The organism is Mesorhizobium sp. WSM4935 (assembly GCF_029625735.1).
In the GTDB taxonomy this organism is placed as follows: Bacteria; Pseudomonadota; Alphaproteobacteria; order Rhizobiales; family Rhizobiaceae; genus Mesorhizobium.
Map to the genome: position 1 here is coordinate 407,271 of NZ_JARTVR010000003.1, position 20,750 is coordinate 428,020.

Annotated in this window: 22 protein-coding genes and 1 pseudogene; 7 read left to right on the forward strand and 16 right to left on the reverse strand. The window is 63.6% G+C overall.

Going from position 1 to position 20,750, the window contains the following annotated elements:
• Positions 1 to 29: 29 nt before the first annotated feature.
• Complete coding sequence (locus tag P9273_RS09980; RefSeq protein ID WP_278048757.1) at positions 30 to 956, forward strand: LysR family transcriptional regulator; 927 nt, start codon at positions 30 to 32, stop codon at positions 954 to 956.
• A gap of 53 nt (positions 957 to 1,009) precedes the next feature.
• Here P9273_RS09980 and tsf read toward each other — a convergent pair whose 3' ends face one another.
• The 4 genes from tsf to P9273_RS10000 form a co-directional block, all read right to left on the reverse strand.
• Positions 1,010 to 1,930 (reverse strand): translation elongation factor Ts, encoded by a 921-nt coding sequence (tsf, locus tag P9273_RS09985; protein WP_040994984.1) that lies wholly within the window; start codon positions 1,928 to 1,930, stop codon positions 1,010 to 1,012.
• Between the two features lie 121 nt (positions 1,931 to 2,051).
• Complete coding sequence (gene rpsB, locus P9273_RS09990; RefSeq protein WP_040994986.1) at positions 2,052 to 2,831, reverse strand: 30S ribosomal protein S2; 780 nt, start codon at positions 2,829 to 2,831, stop codon at positions 2,052 to 2,054.
• 202 nt (positions 2,832 to 3,033) lie between these two features.
• Positions 3,034 to 3,312 carry a DUF4031 domain-containing protein gene (locus tag P9273_RS09995; RefSeq protein WP_040987257.1) on the reverse strand — a complete coding sequence of 93 codons (279 nt, stop codon included), beginning with the start codon at positions 3,310 to 3,312 and terminating at the stop codon, positions 3,034 to 3,036.
• A gap of 83 nt (positions 3,313 to 3,395) precedes the next feature.
• Positions 3,396 to 4,226 (reverse strand): cell envelope integrity EipB family protein, encoded by an 831-nt coding sequence (locus P9273_RS10000; protein ID WP_278048758.1) that lies wholly within the window; start codon positions 4,224 to 4,226, stop codon positions 3,396 to 3,398.
• 138 nt (positions 4,227 to 4,364) lie between these two features.
• Here P9273_RS10000 and P9273_RS10005 point away from each other — a divergent pair, with 138 nt between their 5' ends.
• From P9273_RS10005 to P9273_RS10020, 4 genes are all read left to right on the forward strand, one after another.
• Positions 4,365 to 4,829, forward strand: coding sequence for a RidA family protein (locus P9273_RS10005; protein WP_040994991.1), 465 nt, complete (start codon positions 4,365 to 4,367; stop codon positions 4,827 to 4,829).
• A gap of 8 nt (positions 4,830 to 4,837) precedes the next feature.
• Positions 4,838 to 5,566: a glycerophosphodiester phosphodiesterase gene (locus P9273_RS10010; protein ID WP_040994992.1), complete on the forward strand. Its 729-nt coding sequence runs from the start codon at positions 4,838 to 4,840 to the stop codon at positions 5,564 to 5,566.
• A 54-nt stretch (positions 5,567 to 5,620) separates the two neighbouring features.
• On the forward strand, positions 5,621 to 6,835 hold the full coding sequence (locus P9273_RS10015; protein ID WP_278048759.1) for a GNAT family N-acetyltransferase: 1,215 nt from the start codon (positions 5,621 to 5,623) through the stop codon (positions 6,833 to 6,835).
• A 152-nt stretch (positions 6,836 to 6,987) separates the two neighbouring features.
• On the forward strand, positions 6,988 to 7,416 hold the full coding sequence (locus tag P9273_RS10020) for an HIT family protein (RefSeq protein ID WP_278048760.1): 429 nt from the start codon (positions 6,988 to 6,990) through the stop codon (positions 7,414 to 7,416).
• Positions 7,417 to 7,418: 2 nt separating this feature from the next.
• Here the strand turns inward: P9273_RS10020 and P9273_RS10025 are convergent, their stop codons facing one another.
• The 5 genes and pseudogenes from P9273_RS10025 to P9273_RS10045 all read right to left on the reverse strand — a co-directional run bounded on the left by P9273_RS10025 (position 7,419) and on the right by P9273_RS10045 (position 12,081).
• A complete protein-coding gene (locus P9273_RS10025) occupies positions 7,419 to 8,387 on the reverse strand; it encodes a phosphatase PAP2 family protein (protein WP_278048761.1) in 969 nt (322 codons plus the stop codon).
• A 101-nt stretch (positions 8,388 to 8,488) separates the two neighbouring features.
• Positions 8,489 to 8,610: pseudogene (locus P9273_RS10030) on the reverse strand (phosphotransferase-like protein); the annotation flags it as partial.
• Between the two features lie 66 nt (positions 8,611 to 8,676).
• Positions 8,677 to 11,142, reverse strand: coding sequence for an ATP-dependent Clp protease ATP-binding subunit ClpA (clpA, locus tag P9273_RS10035; protein WP_278048762.1), 2,466 nt, complete (start codon positions 11,140 to 11,142; stop codon positions 8,677 to 8,679).
• Positions 11,143 to 11,148: 6 nt separating this feature from the next.
• Entirely contained in the window at positions 11,149 to 11,475 is a 327-nt protein-coding gene (gene clpS, locus P9273_RS10040; RefSeq protein WP_040995322.1) for an ATP-dependent Clp protease adapter ClpS, read from the reverse strand.
• Positions 11,476 to 11,751: 276 nt separating this feature from the next.
• Complete coding sequence (locus P9273_RS10045) at positions 11,752 to 12,081, reverse strand: phasin family protein (RefSeq protein WP_040972326.1); 330 nt, start codon at positions 12,079 to 12,081, stop codon at positions 11,752 to 11,754.
• Positions 12,082 to 12,370: 289 nt separating this feature from the next.
• Between P9273_RS10045 and P9273_RS10050 the strand changes: the two genes are divergently transcribed.
• Entirely contained in the window at positions 12,371 to 13,786 is a 1,416-nt protein-coding gene (locus P9273_RS10050; RefSeq protein ID WP_278048763.1) for a D-alanyl-D-alanine carboxypeptidase, read from the forward strand.
• Positions 13,787 to 13,829: 43 nt separating this feature from the next.
• On the opposite strand, the gene P9273_RS10055 is transcribed toward P9273_RS10050, so the two are convergent.
• The 3 genes from P9273_RS10055 to P9273_RS10065 all read right to left on the reverse strand — a co-directional run bounded on the left by P9273_RS10055 (position 13,830) and on the right by P9273_RS10065 (position 16,577).
• Positions 13,830 to 14,528: a molecular chaperone DnaJ gene (locus P9273_RS10055; protein ID WP_278048764.1), complete on the reverse strand. Its 699-nt coding sequence runs from the start codon at positions 14,526 to 14,528 to the stop codon at positions 13,830 to 13,832.
• 122 nt (positions 14,529 to 14,650) lie between these two features.
• Entirely contained in the window at positions 14,651 to 15,088 is a 438-nt protein-coding gene (locus tag P9273_RS10060; protein ID WP_040987235.1) for a DUF1489 family protein, read from the reverse strand.
• Positions 15,089 to 15,173: 85 nt separating this feature from the next.
• Positions 15,174 to 16,577 (reverse strand): L-serine ammonia-lyase, encoded by a 1,404-nt coding sequence (locus P9273_RS10065; protein ID WP_278048765.1) that lies wholly within the window; start codon positions 16,575 to 16,577, stop codon positions 15,174 to 15,176.
• A gap of 180 nt (positions 16,578 to 16,757) precedes the next feature.
• On the opposite strand from P9273_RS10065, the gene P9273_RS10070 reads away from it, so the two are divergent.
• The gene (locus P9273_RS10070) at positions 16,758 to 17,477 is read left to right on the forward strand and encodes a DUF599 domain-containing protein (RefSeq protein WP_278048766.1); all 720 of its coding nucleotides are present in this window, start codon (positions 16,758 to 16,760) and stop codon (positions 17,475 to 17,477) included.
• Here P9273_RS10070 and P9273_RS10075 read toward each other — a convergent pair.
• Genes P9273_RS10075 through gatC form a run of 4 tightly spaced genes read right to left on the reverse strand, consistent with a single transcriptional unit; the run spans position 17,450 to position 20,599 of the window.
• Entirely contained in the window at positions 17,450 to 18,241 is a 792-nt protein-coding gene (locus P9273_RS10075; protein WP_278049027.1) for a YdcF family protein, read from the reverse strand. The genes P9273_RS10070 and P9273_RS10075 overlap by 28 nt on opposite strands.
• A 43-nt stretch (positions 18,242 to 18,284) precedes the next feature.
• A complete protein-coding gene (locus P9273_RS10080; protein ID WP_278048767.1) occupies positions 18,285 to 19,850 on the reverse strand; it encodes an amidase in 1,566 nt (521 codons plus the stop codon).
• On the reverse strand, positions 19,850 to 20,308 hold the full coding sequence (locus P9273_RS10085) for a GNAT family N-acetyltransferase (RefSeq protein WP_278048768.1): 459 nt from the start codon (positions 20,306 to 20,308) through the stop codon (positions 19,850 to 19,852). Before P9273_RS10085 ends, P9273_RS10080 begins: the two co-directional genes overlap by 1 nt.
• Positions 20,309 to 20,311: 3 nt before the next feature.
• The gene (gene gatC / locus P9273_RS10090) at positions 20,312 to 20,599 is read right to left on the reverse strand and encodes an Asp-tRNA(Asn)/Glu-tRNA(Gln) amidotransferase subunit GatC (RefSeq protein ID WP_040995008.1); all 288 of its coding nucleotides are present in this window, start codon (positions 20,597 to 20,599) and stop codon (positions 20,312 to 20,314) included.
• Positions 20,600 to 20,750: the final 151 nt, after the last annotated feature.

Below are 20,750 nucleotides of genomic sequence, written 5' to 3' on the forward strand. Positions count from 1 at the left end.
TCGCAAAGACTGTGCGATATTATTCAGGAATGGATCGCGATCTTCTCACACACCTGCCGGTCATCGTCGCCGTGGCGCGGCGCGGCGGCTTCGCGCTTGCTGCGGCTGAACTGGGCATGAGCCCATCCGCTGTCAGCCATGCCGTGCGGCTGGTGGAAGAGCGCATCGGTCAGCCGCTTTTTGCCCGCACGACGCGCAGCGTCTCGCTGACGGAAGCCGGCAAGGCGCTGGTCGAGACCGCGGCCCCAGCGCTCCAGGACATCGCCGAGCGGATGGACCGCATCCGTGGCGTGAAGGGAAGGCCGGCCGGCCTGCTCAGGATCAACGCCTCCAATATAGCGATCCCCCTGGCTGTGACGCCGGTGGTCGCGGCCATGGCCGAACGCTATCCCGATGTGACGGTCGAGATCGTTGCCGACCAGGGACTGATCGATATTGTCGGCGAAGGTTTCGACGCCGGCATCCGGCTGGGTGAAATGATCGCGCAGGACATGGTCACCGTCAGGATGACGCCGCCGTTCAAAGCCGTGATCGTCGCCTCTCCCGCCTATGTCGGAAAGCACGGCCGTCCGCGCGACGTGGCCGATCTCGCCAATCACAACTGCATCGGCTACCGCCTGGTTCGGTCCGGCGCGCTTTACCGCTGGGACCTGAACGACAACGGCAAGGACATCGTCGTCGAAACGCGCGGCACCGCCATCGTCACGGATTCGCTTGGCGCCATCGATCTGGCGCTGACCGGCGTCGGGCTTGCCTACGTCTTCGAACCGCTGGTGCGCGCCGACCTTGCCGCAGGCCGCCTCATCCAAATCCTGCCGCAGACGGCGATCGAGGAGCCCGGCCTCTTCCTCTATTTCCCGCGCCGCGCATCGATGGCGCCGAAGCTCAGGGCCTTTATCGACACCGCACAAGAAATCGGCCGGGCATCCATGCGGACACCCGGCCGAGTTGCCTGAGCTCGTGAGCTCTTCACCTCAAGGGAAACGCTAAGCGCTCCCCTGGATCGGAGCTATTTCTTGACCGCGGCAGCGACTTCCGCCGCGAAATCGGTCGTTTCCTTTTCGATGCCCTCGCCCAGCGCGTAACGCAGATAGGCGGTGATCTTCGCCGGAGCGCCGATCTCCTTCTCGGCATCCTTCAGCGCCTTCTCGACGGTGATGTCGGGATTGAGCACGAAGGCCTGCTTCAAAAGCACGACCTCTTCGTAGAACTTGCGCAGGCGGCCCTCGACCATCTTCTCGATGATGGCTTCCGGCTTGCCCGACTGGCGCGCCTGATCGGAGAAGATCGCCTTCTCGCGCTCAACCAGCGCCGGGTCGACTTCCTCGGCGGTCAGCGCGACCGGGTTGCTGGCGGCGACATGCATCGCCACCTGGCGGGCAAAGGCGTTGGCCGCGTGCTCGTTGCCCGTGGTCTCGATCGCCACCAGCACGCCGAGCTTGCCGAGGCCGTCCGCAACCGCATTGTGGACATAGGTCGCCACCACGCCATGCGGCACGGTGAGCTTGGCCGAACGGCGGAAGCCCATGTTCTCGCCGATCGTGCCGACCGCGTCCTTGATGGTCTCGGTGACCGACTTGTCGGAGCCCGGATACTTGGCGGCGGCCACGGCCTCCGTCGTGCCGTAGGCGAGCGCGACCTTGGCGACGTTGGCGACGATTTCCTGGAAGGCCGCATTGCGGGCGACGAAGTCGGTCTCGGAATTGACCTCGACAATGGCGGCTTCACGCACGCCGGCGTCGACGCCGATCAGGCCCTCGGCGGCGGTGCGGCCGGCCTTCTTGTCGGCCTTCGAGATACCCTTCTTGCGCAGCCAGTCGACGGCCGCTTCCATGTCGCCGTTGGTCTCGTTCAACGCCGCCTTGCAGTCCATCATGCCCGCGCCGGTCAAGTCGCGGAGTTCTTTGACCTGTGCAGCCGAAATCGTCATTGTCGCCTCTTTGTTTCAAATGCGCCGACGCACCAACCGGGACTCGGGTGATGCGCTCGGCAAAAGCGCTTTAGCGCTCCAACTTATTGGAAAGATGAAGGCCGAGCTCCGGCCTTCCTTATCAAGCTTCCGGAGCTTCCGCAGCCGGAGTGTCGAGCGCCGGCTCGACCGGAGCCTCGGCCGAAGCGCCGATGTCGACACCGAGCGCACCCTGCTGGCGGGCGATGCCGTCGATGGCGGCCTTGGCGATCAGGTCGCAATAGAGCTGGATGGCGCGGGCCGCGTCGTCATTGCCGGGGATCGGAAAGTCGATCTTGTCCGGGTCGCAGTTCGAATCGATGATGGCCACGACCGGGATGCCGAGGCGCTTGGCCTCGAGGATGGCGATCGCTTCCTTGTTGGTATCGATGACGAACATCAGGTCCGGCGTCGAGCCCATGTCCTTGATGCCGCCGAGAGCCTTGTTGAGCTTCTCGCGCTCGCGGTCGAGGTTCAGGCGCTCCTTCTTGGTGAGGCCCTGGGCCTCGCCGGCCAGCGTCTCGTCGAGCTTGCGCAGGCGCTGGATCGAGTTCGAGATCGTCTTCCAGTTGGTGAGCATACCGCCCAGCCACCGCGAGTTGACATAGTACTGGGCCGAGCGCTGCGCGGCGTCGGCGACGATGTCGGACGCCTGGCGCTTGGTGCCGACGAACAGCACGCGGCCGCCCTTGGCGACGGTGTCGGACACCTGCTTCAGAGCCTGGTGCAGCAGCGGCACCGTCTGCGACAGGTCGATGATGTGGATGTTGTTGCGGGCGCCATAGATGTAGGGCGCCATCTTCGGGTTCCAGCGATGGGTCTGGTGGCCGAAGTGAACACCAGCTTCCAAAAGCTGGCGCATGCTGAAATCTGGCAGAGCCATTCTTTAGTTCCTTTCCGGTTGGCCTCCACGGACACAGGCATTTCGGACGGGATGTCCTGATGCCACCGGAGGTTTCAGCCGGATTTCTCCCGGGCAGACACCAAAGTCCGTGTGTGGAATGAGCGCGGATATAGAGGGGAAGTCGAACAAACGCAAGCCGGGCGCCGGAAAACGCCCACGCCTGCGGCGATCCGCCCAAATCTCAGCGTTTTACCTTGCCGTTCGGCACCCTGACGCGGCGAAAGATCGCGACGATCTCCTCGCGGCTGCATTCGATGGCGCCAAGCCGGACCGCGCGGTCGCGCTCGAAGCCGGTGATGTCGTAATGCGGCGCCGAGGTCTTGGGCGGTCCCTGATAGGAGGAAAGCTTGAGGCCGAGCTCGGTGGCGAAGCGGTGTAACTCATCCGTGTCGTCGGCAAGGAGATGGCACCAGCGGTGGCCGGCCCATTTCCAGATCGCCGCATCGACATAGACAGCCATCAGGCCCGCCGCACTTCGTCATCCCGACACATGGCGAGTTGAAACCAGGCTTGCAAGCCTGATCGCCTGCCGTCGGGACGCTGCTATTTCGAAGCGGGGCAAGGCTTGGTCTGGTCGAACAGCGACAGGTTCACCAGCTTGCCGGTCATCGAGAAGTCGCCATAGTCCATGACGAGGTCGCGCGTGATGCCGTTCTCGTGCAGCTTGAAGCTGATCCGGTATTCCGGCACCTCCTCGCCGCTTTTGTCGGTATCGTCGAAATAGGCGATGTCGACCGGCCAGTATTTGTCGGAGGCGAGCTTGGCTAGTGCCGGCGCTTCCGGATCTGCCTTGTCGGCATCGGTCTTCTTGCCGACGATGACGGTGGTGGTCATCACCTTGTTGGCGTCCTCCGAACCGTCGAACAGATTGGTCTGGTAGAAATTTTCGCCCTTCTCGGCCTTGCCGATCAGCTCGACCAGATGCTGGGTCGGAAACTGCGTGGCGGCGAGCTCGAGGCTGCTCTTCTCCGGCTTGTCGATATCGACCTTGAGCCCCTTCGCCTCCCTGGTGGCCGTGCCTTTGACCTCCTTGTCGAGGTTCTGGTCGACAAAGGATTTCGTAACGAAGGAAAAGGTCTTGCCCTCGGCATCCTCGAAAGTCGTCGTCTGCTGGTCGGTCAGCCTGGTGTTGTCGTTGGTGACGATCTGGGTGACGAAGCGGAACTTGACTGTATAGCCTTCGCAGGCGGAGCCGTTGAACTCGTAGACCATGCGGCCGGTGATGCCGGTGATGCCTGAACGGTCGGAGGCCTTGTTGAGTGTCAGATCGTAGACGGCGCGATGCGCCTGCAGCGCGGGCACCGCAAAGGCCGGCGCCATTGGGAACACGACCGAAAGACAGGCGGCGGCGAGAAAAAGGCGCGTTGCGCGCATGCGTTGCTCCGATCGTCGCGGCTGAGGGCAGGCCGCAGGGAAACATGGTCCAGCTTAAAAAAAGTCGTGGCGGAAGCGAGGCAAAAATAGCAATTTCGGCCCGGCCAACGCGGCGTCTTCCAGCAATAGGGAAAACCAATGAGCGAAACAATCGAAAAGCGGCTAAGCGATCTTGGCGTCACCATCCCGGCCGCCGCCGCGCCCGCCGCGAATTATGTGCCCTATTGTCGCACCGGCAACACGCTTTTTACCGCCGGTCAGTTGCCGCTGAAGGACGGCAAGCTGCAGGCAAGCGGGCTGCTCGGCCGCGACATCGACACCGCCGCCGGCAAGGAAGGCGCGAAATTCTGTGCCATCAACATCCTGGCGCAGGCCAAGGCAGCGCTGGGCGACCTCGAAAAGATCCGCCGCCTGGTCAAGATCACCGTCTTCGTGGCCTCGGCGCCTGATTTCGTCGAGCAGCATCTGGTCGCCAACGGCGCCTCCGACTTTCTGGTCGCGGCACTGGGCGAGCGCGGCAAGCACGCCCGCTCCGCCGTCGGCACCGCCTCGCTGCCGCTCAACGCCGCGGTCGAGATCGAAGCGATCTTCGAAGTCGAGTGAGGCTTAAGATGACCGATCTGTCCTGGCTGATCGCGCGACCTGTCGCGCATCGCGGCTTCCACGACATGAACAAGACCCGCTGGGAGAACACGTTGTCGGCCTTCGCCGCGGCGGCCGAGCGCGGCTACGCCATCGAATGCGACGTGCATATCTCGTCGGACGGCGTCCCGGTCATCATCCACGACGGCGAGCTGAAACGGCTGACCGGCCAGGACGGATTCGTCTGGCAGCGCACCGCGGCCGAGCTGGGGACGCTCAGGATCGGCGGCACGAAGGACCGCGTGCCGACGCTCAAGGAAGCGCTCGACCTGATCGACGGCCGCGTGCCGCTGGTGGTCGAGCTGAAAGGCGTTCCCGGGCATGATGCGGGGCTGGTGGCAAGCGTCGGCCGGCTACTCAAGCGCTACAGGGGCAAGGTGGCGATCATGTCGTTCGATCATTGGCTGATCCGCGATTTTGCCAAGGATGCGCCGGGCATCCCCGGCGGGCTGACCGCCTATGGCAAAGACAACCAATTGATCGAGGCGCATTTCGCCATGCTCGCGCACGACCTCGCTTTCACCTCCTACGCCGCCGGTGACCTGCCGAACCCCTTCGTCAGCTTCGTACGCGAGAAGCTGAAGATGCCCGTCATCACGTGGACCGTGCATGACCAGCCGGCGGTCGACCTCACCTTCAAATATGCCGACCAGATGACCTTCGAGGGCTTCGAACCCGATCTGGTGAAAGTCGCCTGAGACGGTGCCTGAAACGTGACTTGTAGCAGCCTTGAGGACGCTTAAATAAGCCCCATGGATCAAGGCGACGACGACGATGGACGGGCAGCGAACGCGGATTATGCGATCCGCATAGCGGCGGGCATCGGAGCCTTTACCTGCGAGGAATGGAACGGCTTTGCCGGCACCACGCGCGGCGATCAAGAAAACGGCTACAACCCGCTGGTTTCCTTCGCTTTTCTAAGCGCCTTGGAGGACTCCGGCTGCGCTGTCCGGCGCACCGGCTGGCAGGGCCATCACCTGCGGCTGGAAACGGCGCAAGGCAGGCTTCTCGGCGCCGTCCCTTGTTATCTCAAGTCGCACAGCCAGGGGGAATATGTCTTCGACCATGGCTGGTCGGACGCCTTCGAGCGCGCCGGCGGGCGCTACTACCCCAAGCTGCAATGCTCGGTGCCGTTCACGCCGGTCACCGGCCCTCGCCTGCTGGTCAGCAAAGGTGGGAATGAAGGTGCCGTGAAGGCCGGACTGGCGGAAGGCCTGAAGCTTGTGACCGACAAGCTCGGCGTCTCTTCCGCGCATGTCACCTTCGCCACCGAGCCCGATGTCGCGACGCTGGAAGCGGCCGGCTTCCTGCACCGCACCGACCAGCAGTTCCACTTCTTCAACGACGGCTTTTCAACCTATGACGACTTCCTCGCCACGCTTGCCTCGCGCAAGCGCAAGGCGATGAAGAAGGAGCGCCGCGAGGCGCTTGTCGACGGCATCTCAATCGACTGGCTGACCGGCAAGGACATCACCGAAAGCGCCTGGGACGATTTCTTCGCCTTCTATATGGATACCGGCGGCCGCAAATGGGGCCGGCCCTATCTCAACCGGCAGTTCTTCTCGCTGATCGGCGAGCGCATGGCCGACGACATTCTTCTGGTAATGGCAAAGCGAAACGGCCGCTACATCGCAGGCGCCATCAACTTCATCGGCTCCGACGCGCTCTACGGTCGCAACTGGGGCTGCATCGAGGATCACCCCTTTCTTCATTTCGAGGTCTGCTACCATCAGGCGATCGATTTCGCCATCGAGCGCAAGCTCAAGGTGGTGGAGGCAGGCGCGCAGGGCGAGCACAAGCTGGCCCGCGGCTACCGGCCCGTGACCATGCATTCGGCGCACTACATCTCGCATCCCGGTTTGCGCAATGCCGTCGCCGACTATCTCAGGCGCGAGCGGCGCGAGGTCGAGCGCATGGGCGAATATCTCAAAGAGCACACGCCCTTCCGCAAGGACCTCGCGGAATAAACGGACCGTCGGGTCTCGCGGTCAGTGCGCTTTCCCGCAAATCCGGCGCTCATGCAATAACAGTGCGCGCGTTGCGGCATGGTCGATCTCGCCTTGCCGCTCATCGGCGGCTTCGCTACACCGGACAGCGAATGCAATTGGGAGTGTTACCCATGGCCGAAGCCTATGATCCTGGCAACATCTTCGCCAAAATCCTCCGCGGCGAGATTCCCTCGCATCGCGTCTATGAGGACGACACGGTCGTCGCCTTCATGGATGTGATGCCGCAAGGCACAGGCCACACGCTGGTGGTGCCCAAGGCGCCGTCGCGCAACATGCTCGACGCCGATCCGGCAACGTTCGGACCATTGTTCGGCGTCGTGCAGAAGATTGCGGTCGCGGTGAAAAAAGCCTTCAACGCCGACGGCGTCACCATCATGCAGTTCAACGAGCCGGCATCCGGCCAAACCGTCTACCATCTGCATGTCCACGTCGTCCCGCGCTTCGAGGGCGTGCCGTTGAAGCCGCATTCCGGCCAGATGGAGAAGCCGGAGGTGCTGGCCGAGAATGCCGACAAAATCCGCGTCGCGCTTGATGCCTGACCTCAGCCGGCGGTGGCGGCTCCGGCCTCGATGTCCGGGGTCGAAGTTTGGCGTGCCGCCTTTTCACGTGTGGGGCGACGCTCCTCGGCGTCGAACACCAAAAGGCCCAGGCGCCAGGATATGAAGGTGATCAGCGTGCCGCCGAACACGTCCATCAAATTATGCCCGCCATGGATGAGGATTGCCGGCAAAAGCGCGGTGTTGACGGCGATAATCGGGTAGCGCAACGGCCTGTAGGGCCACAGCACGATGAGCGACATCAGCGCCATGACCGTATGGAACGAAGGAAAGCCGATGAGCCCCGTCGTCTTCAGCGACGAGACATCCTTGACGCCCTCGACAAGAAGGCGGTTCAGTTCGGCCCCATAAGCGGAGTTGACCACCGGCCGCACGATACGGTCGACCTCGGGAGCCAGAGTCCAATAAGCCGAGGCGCCGCTCGACGGAAACAGCGCCCAGCAGAAGAAGGTGATCAGCGACGCAAACACCAATGCGAGCGCCCCGGCATGCAACCGCCGCCGGTCATTCGCCAAGCCGAGTAACAAAAGGCTCAGCAATATCTGGATCAGCGTCAGGGTATAGATTTGCCTCAGAACGTCCGAAAGCAGCGGATATTGGGAAATCCAGGCGCAGGCGGCCGGCCAGGAGTAACCGAACCAGGCGTCCATCCGCACCAGCATCGCGTCGATGGGCGCCGCAGGCCGCGGCAGGAGCAAGATGTTGAAAATCGACGCTGGCACGGAATAGAGGATGAACAGCGGCAACATATGCGCGGTGATCGCGATCCGCTCATCCTTGCGCACATGACGATAGAATTGGCCGACCGCCACCATTGCCGGGGCAAACAGGATGGCAAATCGATAATCATCCAGCGAGACGGCAACGCCCTTGTCCCAAGCCAGGAACGCGCAGACGACCGTCAGTGCGAGGCTGACGGTTAGGATAATTCGTTCGGCGGGCAGAAAAATCATCCTGCGTACGATGCCAAACTTGCGTTAATCGGCGGTGAAAGCGAGCCAAGCGAGCCGACTGGCAGCCGCACGCAGTTGCGCTCAACCAGTCACGCATACGCCAATGTCCGGAAGGCGTCGACGCCGAGATTGATCCAGACGCCCTCGAATGTCTCCTGGATCGCCGCGGCGATGCTCGACTTCCCGAGCGCGGCGCGCCGTTGATGATCTGTTCGGCTTCCAAGCGGTGCTTCCTTCAAACGAAAAAGGCCCCGTTCCCGGGGCCTTTTGTATTTCAAGCGAGCGCTTGTCAGCCCTTGCGCGGCAGTTGCGGCACAAGGCTGCGCTTGTTGCCATCCTTGCCCTTCGGCTCCGGCTTCTGCGCCACGGCCTTCTTGGGCGCCGGCTTCCTGGCCAGCGCCTTTTTCGGCTTCGGCGCGTCTTCCGGCTCTTCCTTCTTCGGCCGCACGGGCGACTCGTCGGCGAGCGATTCGAGCTTCAGGCCGGACTCGCCGGTTTCCTTCTTCTCGACGGTGACGCGCACCGTGCCGCCCTTCTTGAGCTTGCCGAACAGCACCTCGTCGGCCAGCGGCTTCTTGATGTGCTCCTGGATGACGCGGCCGAGCGGACGCGCACCCATGCGCTCGTCATAACCCTTGTCAGCCAGCCAGGCGATCGCGTCCGGCGACAGGTCGAAGGTGACGCCGCGCTCGGAGAGCTGGGCCTCGAGCTGCATGACGAACTTCTGCACCACCTGATGGATCACCGGCACCGGCAGCGAGCCGAACGGGATGATCGCGTCCAGACGGTTGCGGAACTCTGGCGTGAACAGCCGGTTGATCGCCTCGACGTCGTCGCCTTCGCGCTTGGTCGAGCCGAAACCGATCGCCGCGCGCTGCGCATCCGAGGCGCCCGCATTGGTGGTCATGATCAGGATCACGTTGCGGAAGTCGATCTGCTTGCCGTTGTGGTCGGTCAGCTTGCCGTGGTCCATCACCTGCAACAGGATGTTGAACAGGTCCGGGTGCGCCTTCTCGACTTCGTCCAGCAGCAGCACGCAATGCGGATGCTGGTCGACGCCGTCGGTCAGAAGACCGCCCTGGTCGAAGCCGACATAGCCGGGAGGCGCGCCGATCAGCCGCGAGACGGTGTGGCGTTCCATGTATTCCGACATGTCGAAGCGGATGAGCTCGACGCCGAGCGAGGCGGCAAGCTGCTTGGCCACTTCCGTCTTGCCGACGCCGGTCGGGCCCGAGAACAGGTAGGAGCCGATCGGCTTCTCCGGTTCGCGCAGGCCGGCGCGCGCCAGCTTGATCGCCGAAGTCAGCGCGGTGATCGCGGTGTCCTGGCCGTAGACGACGCGCTTCAGCTCGACATCGAGGCCTTGCAGCACCTTCTCGTCGTCGGCCGAAACCGTCTTCGGCGGGATGCGCGCCATGGTCGCGATCGTCGCCTCGATCTCCTTGATGCCGATCGTCTTCTTGCGCTTGGCCTCAGGCACCAGCATCTGCGAGGCGCCGGTCTCGTCGATCACGTCGATCGCCTTGTCCGGCAGCTTGCGATCGCTGATGTAACGGGCCGACAGCTCCACCGAGGCCTTGATCGCCTCGCTGGTGTAGCGGACCTTATGGAACTCCTCGAAATAGGGCTTCAGGCCCTTCATGATCTCGATGGCGTCCTCGATGGTCGGCTCGTTGACGTCGATCTTCTGGAAGCGCCGCACCAGCGCGCGGTCCTTCTCGAAGAACTGGCGGAACTCCTTGTAAGTGGTCGAGCCGATGCAGCGGATGGCGCCGGACGACAGCGCCGGCTTCAGAAGGTTCGATGCATCCATGGCGCCGCCGGAAGTGGCGCCTGCGCCGATCACAGTGTGGATCTCGTCGATGAACAGCACCGCGCCCGGATAGTCCTCGAGCTCCTTGACGACCTGCTTCAGCCGCTCCTCGAAGTCGCCGCGATAGCGGGTGCCGGCCAAGAGCGTGCCCATATCGAGCGCGAAGATGGTGGCGTCCTGCAGCACTTCCGGTACGTCACCCTCGACGATGCGCTTGGCCAGCCCTTCGGCGATCGCCGTCTTGCCGACGCCCGGGTCGCCGACATAGAGCGGGTTGTTCTTGGAACGGCGGCACAGCACCTGGATGGTGCGGTTGATCTCGCTGTCGCGGCCGATCAGCGGGTCGATCTTGCCAGCGCGCGCCTTGTTGTTGAGGTTGATGCAGTAGGCCGTCAGCGCGTCCTGCTGCTTCTTCTTGCCGCCCTCTTCCTGCGGCTCGGCGCCGTTCGGGCCGCCCTGCTCGTCCTCGGCGCCGCGCGGCGTGCGCGATTCCGAAGCGCCCGGGCGCTTGGCGATGCCATGCGAGATGTAGTTGACCGCGTCGTAGCGGGTCATCTGCTGTTCCTGCAGGAAATAGGCGGCGTGGCTCTCGCGCTCGGCGAAGATGGCGACGAGCACATTGGCACCGGACACTTCCTCGCGGCCCGACGACTGCACATGGATCACGGCGCGCTGGATGACCCGCTGGAAGCCTGCCGTCGGCTTCGAATCCTCGTCGTAACCGGTGACGAGGTTGTCGAGCTCGGTGTCGATATAGGTGAGAACGGTATGCTTGAGCTCGTCGAGATCGACGTTGCAGGCGCGCATGACGGCGGCCGCCTCGGTGTCGTCGATCAGGGCGAGCAGCAAATGTTCGAGCGTCGCATACTCATGATGCCGCTCATTGGCGAATGTCAGCGCCTGATGTAGCGCCTTTTCCAGGCCTTGGGAGAAAGCCGGCATGTTACCTCACTTCTTCTCCATCACGCATTGCAGCGGATGCTGATTCTGTCGGGCGAAATCCATGACCTGGGACACTTTGGTCTCGGCCACCTCGAATGTGTAGACGCCGCACTCGCCCACTCCATGATTGTGAACATGAAGCATGATGCGTGTGGCGGCTTCGCGGTCCTTTTGGAAAAAGCGTTCCAGGACATGAACGACGAACTCCATCGGAGTGTAGTCGTCGTTCAGGATGAGGACCCGGTAGAGGCTGGGCTTCTTGGTCTTGGTTTTGGTGCGCGTGATGACAGCGGTGCCGCGACCGAGATCGTTGCGGTCTCCGTCACCTTGCATTCGCACCACGTCCGCCGTGGCAGTCAAACCGATCGTCACGTAGTCCAGCCTTTTCGAATCCTCATGCGAGTTCAACATGTAGGTTCTCGATGGACGATTTTAAGCCCTTCTGTTTAGCTGACAATATGGCTAGGTGAGCAAACCTCAGCGAATTTTCTCAATCGTGAATGCGGCAAGGTCCATCGGGTTGCGATCGCGCATAAAAAAACCGGCCGCGTTTCCGCGACCGGGTCCTTTTTGCAGGCTGGCTGGCCGTATCAGCAGTGGTCCGGCGAATTACTTCGCCTTGGCGACCACCGATTCGAACGGCTTGTAGGCTTCCTTGGCGAGCTCGGCATAGAGGTTGCCGATCTTGCTCGCCTCGGCCACGAAGCTCTCATAGCTCTGCTTGGCGTAATCGGTCTGGATCTCGATAGCCTTCTCGATCGACTTGGCCGAGAACAGCTTCTCGAAGGCGGCGCTGCCGGCCTCGAAGCTCTTCTTGGTGTATTCGCCGGCTTCGGTGGCGATCGCCTGCGCGCCCTTGGTGAGCGAGGCAAAGCTCTTCAGCCCGGTGTCGGCGAACTCCTTGCCGTATTTGGTGAAGTCCTCATAGGTCTGGGTCATTTCATATTTCCCTTGGTTGAAACGCCCTTTTTGCCCCGGGGCGCCCTTGTGCAATGCACCTCAATATATTGTGCGATGCACAAAAGTCAAGAATCCCTTGGCGCGCAGGGCCTCCAGCGCCGGCGTCCAGTAAAATTCGATTAAAGAGAAACTCGATTTGCCGAAAAATGGTGAACGCGGCGGTTACCATAAACGGATTGGTAACGCTGAGCGCGATAGCTTGGCCGGAAGCGAGGCAGGCACTCCCTTGGCCGCCTCCGGGGCAACGAAAATTTCAGGGTAAGTAACGGTGCGTCAGGCGTTGTCGGGCTTCGTCTCCAAATCCTCATTCTCCTTCAAGGCACTCATGGTTGCCGCGCTCGCGTTGACGATTGTCGCCGCCGATGTCGCGTCGGCTCTTGCCGCAAAGTCCGCGGCCATCGTCGTCGATGCCAAGACCGGCAAGGTGCTTTACTCGGCCGACGCCAACGGCCGGCGCTATCCGGCCTCGCTTACCAAGATGATGACGCTTTACCTCACCTTCGAGGCGCTGGCGAAAGGCAGGATCAGCAAGAACACGCCGGTGCCGTTTTCGGCGCATGCCGCGTCCGAGCCGCCGACCAAGCTCGGCGTGCGCGCCGGCGGCTCGGTCCCGGTCGAGACTGCGATCCTGTCGATGGTGACGAAGTCGGCCAACGACTCGGCGACCGCGCTGGGCGAGCTGCTCGGCGGCAGCGAGGATAATTTCGCCCGCATGATGACGGCCAAGGCGCGCCAGCTCGGCATGAACGGCACCGTCTTTCGCAACGCCAACGGCCTGCCCGACCCGGGCCAGTTCACCACGGCGCACGACATGGCGATGCTGGGCATCGCGCTGCGCGAGCACTTCCCGCAATATTACGGCTATTTCTCGCAGCGCTCGTTCCTGTATGGCCGCCAGCGCATCAACGGCCACAACCGCCTGCTTGGCCGCATCAAGGGCGTCGACGGCATCAAGACCGGCTATACCCGCGCTTCGGGCTATAATCTCGTCTCCTCCGTCGCCGATGGCGACCGCCGCCTCGTCGCGGTGGTGATGGGCGGCACTTCCGGCCGCAGCCGCGACAACCAGATGGCCACGCTGATCAACACTTATCTGCCGCGTGCCTCGACACGCGGCGGCGGCGATCTCATCGCCAAGGGCAACGACAATCAGATCAAGACGTTAGCCAAGGTCTTCTTGCCCAAGCATGACGCGCCGACGCCGGACGCCAAGCCGGCAACGGACGACACCGTCGTTGCCTCAGCCGATGATGTCCAGGACGATACCCAACAGGTCACGGAGGAGACCAAGCCGGTGCTCAAGGCCCGGAAGGTCAAGACGGTCGCGATTGCAGCCATGGCGCCGGCCCCCAAATCCGAGGACACCAGCGTCGCCGCCTATGCCGAACCGGCGCCTGCCGCGCCCGCGATCGATCCGGTCAAGACGTCGTCGCTGCCGTCGGGCTGGGTGGTCCAGGTCGCTTCCTCGCCCACGAAGTCGGGGGCTCAGAGTCTGCTCGATCAGACCGCCAAGCAGGCGCCGAAGATCCTGGCCGACGCTTCCGGCTTCACCGTCGCCTTCGACAAGAACGGCACCACCTACTACCGCGCCCGCTTCGGCGGCTTCGGCTCGAAGGACGCCGCCTGGAAGGCCTGCGATGCGCTGAAGCGTAAGAAAATCTCGTGCTACGCCGTCGAGCAGTAGGCGGTTGTTGAAATCTCCCGGAAGGTACCGGCGTCGAAGGAGACTAATCGTGATTGGAGAGCAAGACGTCCTTGGCTTCATTGATCCGCGCCGCGAGGACAGACGTGCCACCGACGTCGGCGTTCAGGCGCTGCATCAGGCGGCGGTGCGCCTTGCGGATATCCGCCGCGGCAGCCCCCGCTTCAAGACCAAGGATCTTGTAGGCCTCCTCCTTAGTCATGGCGCCCGCACCTGGCGCAACACCCAGCCCTTCGCCACCGTGCGGCTGCGCGTCCTTGCGCCAGACGGGAAAACGGCCGTCAAGATACGTCTCTAAAAGCTGCCGGCTCTCCAGATCGGGGCTGAGCTCGCCATGAAGCTGGCGCAGGTCGGTCAGCCCCATGGCCCCAAGCATCTTGCCTTCATAACGCCCGGCCAGAACGAGCCCCTCGAGCCTGCCGCTGTCATGGTCGAGGTCCATTTCGAGCGCCGCGGTGCGCACCGTCGAGTGCTTGGATGCCGCCGCTCTTGCCGCCGGCCGCCTCGTGCGTATCCAGCCGACCCAGGCCAGCGCTGCGAGCACAAGCAGTCCGCCGATCAGGCTGCGGCCGAAGATCAGCATAGGCGCGCCAATCAGCCCAAGGAAGGCGGGGCCAAGCGATCTCAGACTGTCGGCCATCCTTGCCGCATCCGCGCGCACAAAGAGCAACGCGGCGCCGAAAAGCACCACGAGCACCGCTGCCAAAGCGAGGATCACGCCCATCGATTAGCACCGCCATAGAAATGACCGAGCATAGAAATAGGATGGGACCGAGGATGGGCGCTTGCAAGTCCCACATTGGGCGAGCCGAAGGGCCAGCGCCGCGCGAGAAGCGCCAAGCGACGCTAGAGCAGGCCGAGTTCGGCGAGTTCCAACCTGAGCTTCGGCGGCATCTCGGCGAGTGCCGCCCTGCCCTTGCCGAGATCGGCCGGCGCGTCGGCAGGCTTCAGGTAACGCCAGCCCTGGAAGGCGCGCCGCGGCTGCCAGTCGGTGCGCACCACCTCGGGATCGAGCACCAGATGACAGCGGCCGATGCCTTCATCGTCGGTGAAGGGCCTGATCTCGGTGATCAGCTGCCGGCACTGCACGCTGCCCTTGATCACCCAGTAAAGCGAGCCGCCATCGGTGATCTCCGCGCCCCGCGTCGGCACCATGCGGGTGGTGTGCCAGTGCTCGGCCGGCTCGCCGGCACGACGCCGCTCGTCGAGACGGAAGGCGATCCACTCTTCGAGGTCCTCGACGCTGTCGCAGCCGACGCACAGTTTGATGAGATTGAGTGACATACCCCAAGATTTAGCCGCAAGGGTTGACGCGTCAACGCCTTGAGCGACTTCTCCACAGGGCCAACCTCGGATCTCGGGTAAGACCTCAGCACTCGACGACGTTGACCGCCAGCCCGCCGAGGCTGGTTTCCTTGTACTTCTCATTCATGTCCAGGCCAGTCTGGCGCATGGTCTCGATCGCGGCGTCGAGCGGCACGAAATGCGTGCCGTCGCCCTTGATGGCCAGGGAGGCGGCCGTCACTGCCTTCACCGCGCCCAGAGCATTGCGCTCGATGCAGGGCACCTGCACGAGGCCGCCGACCGGATCGCAGGTCATGCCAAGATGATGTTCGAGCGCGATCTCGGCCGCGTTCTCCACTTGCTCGGGCGTGCCGCCCATCACGGCGCAGAGACCTGCCGCCGCCATTGCCGAAGCCGAACCCACCTCGCCCTGGCAGCCGACTTCGGCGCCCGAAATCGAGGCGTTCGATTTGATGATGCCGCCGACGGCGGCGGCCGTCAGCAGGAAGTCGCGGATGCTCGGCTGGTCGGCCTCGGGATGGAAATGCAGCCAGTAGCGCAGCACCGCCGGCAGCGTGCCGGCAGCTCCATTGGTCGGCGCCGTCACCACGCGGCCGCCGGCGGCGTTCTCCTCGTTGACCGCCATGGCGTAGATCGACAGCCAGTCATTGGCGAGCAGAGGATTGGGCCGGTTCTGCTGCCACTGTTCCTGCAGCTTGTCGTGCAGTTGCCGCGCGCGGCGGCGCACCTTCAGCCCGCCCGGCATGACGCCGTCCTGCGACAGGCCGCGATCGATGCAGCCTTTCATGGCGCCCCAGATCGCGTCGAGGCCGGCATCGAGCTCCTCGCGCGACATGTGCTTTTCCTCGTTGGCGCGCTTCATCTCGGCGATCGAAAGCCCGCTTTTTGCCGCCATCGCCAGCATCTCGACGGCATTCTTGAACGGGTACGGCACCTTCTTGCCTTCTGTCGTCACCGAGCCCTTGGCCTTCATGCGCTGCAGCTCTTCCTCGGAAACGACGAAGCCGCCGCCGATCGAATAATAGATGCGCTTGAGCAGCAGCCGGTCGGATGCGTCATAGGCATAGAAGGCCATGCCGTTGGCATGGCCGGTCAGCGGCGTCTTGCGGTCGAGCACGAGATCCTTGGCGGGATCGAAACGATAAGTCGGATGCCCAGGCGGTGAAATCCGCTTCTCCGCGCCGATGCGGACGACGATGCCGTCGGCCTCGTCCGGGTCGACCGTCTGCGGCATCTGGCCTGCCAGGCCGAGGATGACGGCACGGTCCGAGCCGTGGCCGATGCCGGTATAGGCGAGCGAGCCATGCAGGCTGGCGCCTATGCGATCGACTTTCACGCCCGCCGGCCGCGGCCAGTCGCCGGCCAGGATCTCGTCGAGGAAACGGCGCGCGGCCGTCATCGGTCCCATCGTGTGCGAACTCGACGGGCCGATGCCGATCTTGAACAGGTCGAAAACCGAAAGGAACACGGGGCCGTTGTCTCCTGGAGGCCAATCAAGACTTACATATAGGAATTCCCGCGATGTTTCCGATGTTTTGCATGGCACGGCGCGGCGGCTGCCGACCTTGTTTGCTCCGCCAGCGACATCGCAATGCCGGCGCCTCGAGCGCCCGTCGAAGCACCGGCCCGGCCCGTGTTACAAGAAGTCATGGGCGACTCACTCCACCTCTCAACGGCAGATCTGGCGGCTTTGACCTTCTTCCTGGCCGTCTGGGTGCTGCACACGCTGGCCTCCGACGGCAGGCTGATCAGCCGCGTCTCGCTGACGACCGCCATGAACACGCAGCGCGAGGCCTGGATGCGCAACATGGCCGAGCGCGAGATCCGCATCGTCGACACCGCCATCATGGGCGGCCTGCAGCAAGGTACCGCCTTCTTTGCCTCGTCTTCCCTGATTGCGCTCGGCGGCTGCTTTGCCCTGCTCGGCGCCTCCGACCGCGTGCTTCAGGTGCTGGCCGACCTGCCCTTCGGCGCGGCTTCGTCGCGCGAAGCCTTCCAGACCAAGGTGTTCGGCCTGGTGCTGATTCTCGCCTTCGCCTTCTTCAAATTCGGCTGGGCCTACCGGCTGTTCAACTATTGCTCGATCCTGATCGGCGCGGTGCCGACCCCGCACGGCCCGGCTTCGCGCAATCCGGTCAGCGAGACGGCGGTATGGCGGGCGACGCGCATGAATGTGCTTGCCGGCAAGCACTTCAACTCCGGGCTGCGCGCCGTCTTCTTCTCGATCGGCTATCTCGGCTGGTTCGTCGACCCGGTGGTCTTCGTCATATCGACCCTGGTGCTTCTGGCGGTGCTGGTACGCCGCCAGTTCTTCTCGGCGGCGCGGCAGGCGGTGCTCGGTCAGCCGCCCGGTCCGGGAAAAGGCTGATCGATGCGTCCGGCGATCCAATAAGCGATGAGCCCAGCCCATTCACGAAGCGCCTTGGTGGTGATTTCCAGATTGTCACCAGGGCTTGTGCGATACAGGCGTTCCTTTCCCGTGGTCCAGTAGTCGACCGGCCAGGGAACAGTAGGAAAGCCGGCCCTGTCGAACAGTGCCTTCGCGCGCGGCATATGGAAAGCCGACGTGACGAGCAGCCAGGTCTCGCCCGGCTTAGGCATCACCAGCCTCTTGGTGAATATGGCATTCTCGTAGGTGGTGCGGGATTTATTCTCGAGGACCAGGCGATCGGTGCTTACCCCGAGCGCTGTAAGCAGGCGCGGCGCGGCGTCGGCATCGCCCTCGCCTTCGCCGATCATTTCGAGCGGACCGCCGGTGACGACGACCTTTGCCGTCGGGAACCGCCGGGCCAGCACCGCCGCCTCGACGATGCGGTCGCCGCTGGCGTTCAATTCATAGCCGCCGCGTACGATATTGACCGCGCCGTCCATGGCGCCGCCCAGCACGACGATGCCGTCCACCTTTGCCGGCAGCGGCGGCCTCGGAAAGCGCTCTTCCAGCGGGTTGAGCATCATGACGCCAATCGACGACCATGTCGAAAGCACAAGGATGAGAAAGGCGACAACGCTGCCGGTGGTTGCCAATCGCTGGCGACCGAACATGCCGGCAACCAAGCCTGCCAGCAGCAGGAAGATCGCCAAGTTGAGTGGCCTGGCGACGAACCAAAAGAGCTTCGACAGGAAGAAGAACATCACTCACAACGCTGGGTGGGCACTGACCCTGACGGGATTGACCCTACCACCATTTTTCCGGCTGGAACCTACCCGCCGCCTGTTCGATGACATAAGCGGTCTGGAACAGCGTTTCCTCGTCGAACGGACGGCCGATCAGTTGCAGGCCGAGCGGCAGGCCCTTGCCGTCGAGGCCGGCCGGCACGGAAATGCCGGGAAGGCCCGCCATGTTCACCGTCACCGTGAAGATGTCGTTGAGATACATCTTGACCGGATCGGAGGCCATGTCCTCGTCGGCGATGCCGAAGGCGGCCGACGGGGTCGCGGGCGTCAGGATGACGTCGACACCGGCGGCAAAGACCTTCTCGAAGTCGCGCTTAATCAGCGTGCGCACCTTCTGCGCCTGCAGATAGTAGGCGTCGTAATAGCCCGCCGACAGCACATAGGTGCCGATCATGATGCGCCGCTTGACCTCGCGGCCGAAACCGGCGGCGCGGGTCTTCTCATACATGTCGACGATGTCCTTGCCGGGCACACGCAGGCCGTAGCGCACGCCGTCATAGCGGGCGAGGTTCGACGAAGCCTCGGCGGGCGCCACGATATAATAGGCTGGCAAGGCATATTTGGTATGCGGCAGCGAGATGTCGACGATCTCGGCGCCGGCGTCCTTCAGCCAGGCGATGCCCTGCTGCCAGAGCGCCTCGATGTCTTCCGGCATGCCGTCGACACGATACTCCTTCGGAATGCCGACCTTCATGCCCTTGATCGGCTTGCCGATCGCCGCTTCGTAGTCCGGTATCGGGCGGTCGACCGAGGTCGTGTCCTTCGGATCGACGGAAGCCATCGACTTCAGCAGGATGGCGGCATCGCGCACGTCGCGCGCGATCGGCCCGGCCTGGTCGAGCGAGGAAGCGAAGGCGACGATGCCCCAGCGCGAGCAGCGGCCGTAAGTCGGCTTGATGCCGACCGTACCGGTCAGCGCGGCGGGCTGGCGGATCGAGCCGCCGGTATCGGTCGCCGTAGCGCCGGCGCAGAGGAAGGCGGCCACAGACGATGCCGAACCGCCCGACGAGCCGCCCGGCACCAGTTGCATGTTGTCATAGGTCCGCGCCGTCTTCGCGCCGCCGGCGGAAACAAAGCCGCCATCGCCCTGATGCGTCGTCGGCATGACGACCGTATCGACCCGCGAGCGCCGCCACGGATTGATCACCGGGCCGTAATAGGAGGTCTCGTTCGACGAGCCCATGGCGAACTCGTCCATGTTGAGCTTGCCGAGCATGACGGCACCGTCGGCCCAAAGATTGCTGGTCACGGTCGACTCGTAGCGCGGCTTGAAGCCGTCCAGAACATGGCTGCAGGCCTGGGTGTGGATGCCTTCGGTGGCGAACAGGTCCTTGATGCCGAGCGGAATGCCCTCCAGCGCGCCGCCCTCGCCCTTGGCGAGCCTGGCATCGGAGCTCTTCGCCATGTCGCGCGCTTTGTCGGCGGTGACAGCCACATAGGCGTTGAGCACCGGATTGGCGCGATCGATCGCAGCGAGATATGCCTCGGTGATCTCGGCCGCGGTGATCTCCTTGCCGCGCAGCTTGGCGCGGGCCTCGGAAATGGTGAGATGTGTGAGATCGCTCATCAGGCAAGGCTCTTTTCATAAAAGACCGACCACTCCGAGTCGGGATAATCCAGCACCGGTCCGCAACGCGAGAATCCGGCGCGCTCATAGACTGTCCACGCCGCAGGGTGCCGATCGCCGGTTTCAAGCACCAGGCGCGTCAGCCCTTCCTGCCGGGCGAGCGCCTCGACCCGTCCGACGATCTCGGCGCCGATCTTGCGGCCGCGGTGCGAAGGTCGCGTATACATGCGCTTGACCTCGCCGACGCCGCCCTCATGGCGCTTGAGAGCACCACAGCCGACGGCAAGCCCGCCATCGCGGGCAATGAACACAGTCGTATCCGAGCCTGCCATCTGCTCGACGGTGAGATGATAGCAGTGCTCGGGCGGCGTCAGTTCGAGCAGCGCGGCATTGAGTTCGGCGACGAGCGCGCGCACGTCGTCCTGCAAAGGCGTCTCGACGGCGATCTCGACAGCCACGGCCTACTCCACCACCTTCGGGACGAGGAAGAAGTTCTCATCCGTTGCCGGCGCGTTGGCGACGATGTCGGAGGGCTTGTTGCCGTCGATGACGACATCCTGGCGCTTCTTCATCTCCATCGGCGTGACCGAGGTCATCGGCTCGACGCCCGTGACATCGACCTCGTTCAATTGCTCGACGAAGCCGAGGATGGCGTTCAATTCGCCGGTCATGCGCTCGGCGTCCTCCTCGCTCACCGCGATACGGGCAAGGTGCGCGACGCGCTTCACGGTCTGAAGATCAACGGACATGTTCTATCGCCTCGGGAAAACCAGTGCGGGCTATAGCGGCGGCGCGCCCGGCGCGCAACATGGATGATGCCGGTCAATCGCGTGCAGTGCCTTGTCGCCATCGCGATAACGTTACGTCCCCCCACTGATGCTAGCTGCCGCTGTGCCAGCT